Here is a 2,784-nt window from a genome sequence, read left to right on the forward strand (position 1 = left end):
GCGGGCGGTGCGCTCGCTCTGCTCATGGCCGCCGGGGCCCTGGCCGGTCCCGCGGTCGCGCAGGGGACGCCGAACGGCGGGAGCGCGGGGGTGGCCCTCGCCGCGGCCCCCGACAGCGCGGTCGCCGGGGAGCTGCTGGAGGTCCGGCTGCGTGACCTGCGGCCGACCCAGCCCGCCATCGGCCACGACCAGATCCACTACAAGCTGGGCCGCTACGCGGGCTCCAAGGACGAGGCGCGCGGCAACCCCAACAAGCGGTTCGACGACTGGTGCGAGGCCAACGGGCAGGAGGAGGCGGCGAACGCGGGCCCGGCCGCGACCCTCGCCGACCCGGCCTCCTTCGCGTGCACGCTGGCTGTCGGCGAGGAGACCGCCGACAGCGTCGCGGTGATGAAGACCGTGGTCGTCGGCCCCGGCGGGTCGCTCCACCTCACCGACGGCCACCACACCCTGACCTCCTTCCTGGAGACGCCCGACGGCGGTCCGGACACCAAGGTCAGACTGCGGGTCAGCGACAACCTCTCCCACCTGCCCACCGATGCCTTCTGGCAGGAGATGCGCGACCGCGACCTGGTCTGGCTCCAGGCCCCCGACGGCTCCACCCTCTCCCCGGCCGACCTGCCGCACGGGCTCGGCCTCGCCCGCCTCGGCGACGATCCCTACCGCAGCCTCGTCTACTTCACCCGCGACATCGGGTACACGCCGCCGTCGGACGCGCCGGAGTACCTGGAGTTCCTCTGGGGCCGGTGGCTTCGGACCCACATCGACCTCGGCGCGACGGACCTGCGCGACCCCGCCGCCTATCTGACGGTGATCGAGGAGGCGTCGCGGGCCATGGTCGCGGCGCCCGGCGACACCGAGATCGCCCCGGGCCGCACCGCGGACCGCCTCGGGCGGCTGGCGGAGTGGAACGACGGCAAGAAGGCGACCGGCGGGGAGTGGGCCAAGCTGTCGGTCCCCGTCGACGAGGCCCGACCCGGCAAGCTCGGCTACGCCGTCGACTCCCGGGGCCGGGTCCCCGCCGCCCCCGACTGCACCCGCACCGTGACCGGTCGCCACGACGGGCCGCTGCTCGCGGCCTCCGGGGTGCTCTGCCTGGACAACGCCACCGTCCGAGGACCGGTGGTCGTCTCCGCCGGCGCGTCGCTGCTCTCCTCCGGCGCGGACATCTCCGGCCCGGTCTCCGCGGTGGCGGCACGGACCGTCGCGCTGTGCGGCACCACGCTCGACGGCCCGCTCAGCGTGGTCGGCATCCGTGACCGGCTCACCCTGGACGGCCACGGCTGCACCCCGAACGACCTGCGCGGCCCGGTGGCCGCGGTCGGTAACGCGAAGGGGTGACGCATGGGGTGCCCCCCGTCCCGCCGCCCCGGGTCAGGTCGCCGCGGGGGCGGGGGGTACCGGGCCGGGCGGGCGTTCGGCCCGGATGACCAGGGCCAGGCCCAGCAGGATGACGCCGAGCGCCGGGTAGGCGGGCCACGGCGGGGTCTGGCCGAGCCAGACCGCCGCGATCAGCGCCGCGCCCGGTGCCTCCAACAGGATCGCGGTCGAGGTCACCGACGGCCCGAGACCCCGCACCACACGGTTGAGCAGCGAGTGGCCGAGCAGTTGGGCGGTCGCCGTCAGCAGCAGCAACTTCAGCCAGGTCTCCGCCGAGTAGCCGGAGAGGTCGGTGCCGGCGGCCAGGCACAGCACCAGGAGCAGTCCGGCGGTGACCGAGTAGCAGACGAAGGTGTACGAGGTGGTGCTGGTCGTCCGCCGCACCTCGTTGCCGATGAGCATGTAGACCGCCGCGGCCAGACCGCCGGCGAGGGCCAGGGCGTCGCCCGCGAGGGCGCGGGCGGAGACGCTGAGGTCCACCCCGGTCAGCAGCACGACGCCGGCGAAGGCGACGCCCGTCCCGACCCAGGTGCGGCGGTCCGGTCGGTGGCCCCGCAGCCACAGCAGCACGGTGATCCAGATCGGCGTCGTCGTCACCAGTGCCACGGACGAGGCGACCGAGGTCATGCTCAGGCTCGGGAGCCAGAGCGCGAAGTGCGCTGCGAGGGTCGCGCCAGCAGCCGCGGAGAGGAGCAACCGCCGGCGGCCGAGAGAGGCGAGCTCCGCGCGGAGGGTCCGCCGGAGGAGCACCACCGGCGTGAGCGAGGCCGCGGCCATCGCGTTGCGCCAGAACGCGATCGCCAGCGCGGGCGCGGCGGTGGCTGCGACCAGCGGACCGGACAGCGAGATGCCCGCGACCGCGACGGCCAGCAGGAGGAGGTCGAACCGGGCCTGCGGCGAGGTGATCAGCTGCCCGGTAGGCCGTTCCTCCGCCGGGGCGGCCCGGCCGCCGTCGGTCGGTCGTGCCTCCGCCCCCGGGGCGGCCTGCTGGGACGGACTGCTGCGAGGTCCGATGCCGGCCAACGCTCCTCCTGTGCTGGGGGCCGGAAGTCCGGCCGACCACAGGGTAAGCCTCGTGACGGCCCGACACTGCTGACGCCCGAGGGGTGAGAACCGGCCGTTCCCGGCAGGGGTGGGCCGGCGCGTGTCGTCCGGATTGTCGCGGATCAGGCTGCGGTGTCCGGCGCGGCGCCACAAGGCGCCGGATCGCACCTCGTACGTGGTCGTCCTCGCGTGATCCGGTGACCAGGCGAGGTGCCGTGCCGGGCGTCGCGGCCCCGGGCGGGATCCGGACGACACGCTCCGGCGCGGTGGTGAGGGCGTCGGGTCGGGCGGGGCGTCACGAGGCTTACCCTGTGGTCGGCCGGACTTCCGGCCCCCAGCACAGGAGGAGCGTTGGCCGGC

Annotated in this window: 2 protein-coding genes; one reads left to right on the forward strand and one right to left on the reverse strand. The window is 75.2% G+C overall.

Annotation, left to right across the window (positions count from 1 at the left end; all coding sequences use genetic code 11):
- On the forward strand, positions 1 to 1,341 hold a 1,341-nt coding region (locus HCJ92_RS23480), incomplete at its 5' end, for a ParB-like protein (protein WP_167935618.1).
- 33 nt (positions 1,342 to 1,374) lie between these two features.
- Here HCJ92_RS23480 and HCJ92_RS23485 read toward each other — a convergent pair.
- Positions 1,375 to 2,403, reverse strand: coding sequence for a DMT family transporter (locus HCJ92_RS23485; RefSeq protein ID WP_420824768.1), 1,029 nt, complete (start codon positions 2,401 to 2,403; stop codon positions 1,375 to 1,377).
- Positions 2,404 to 2,784 lie beyond the last annotated feature (381 nt).

The sequence above is a fragment of the Streptomyces spiramenti genome (assembly GCF_012034385.1).
Classification (GTDB): Bacteria; Actinomycetota; Actinomycetes; order Streptomycetales; family Streptomycetaceae; genus Streptomyces; species Streptomyces spiramenti.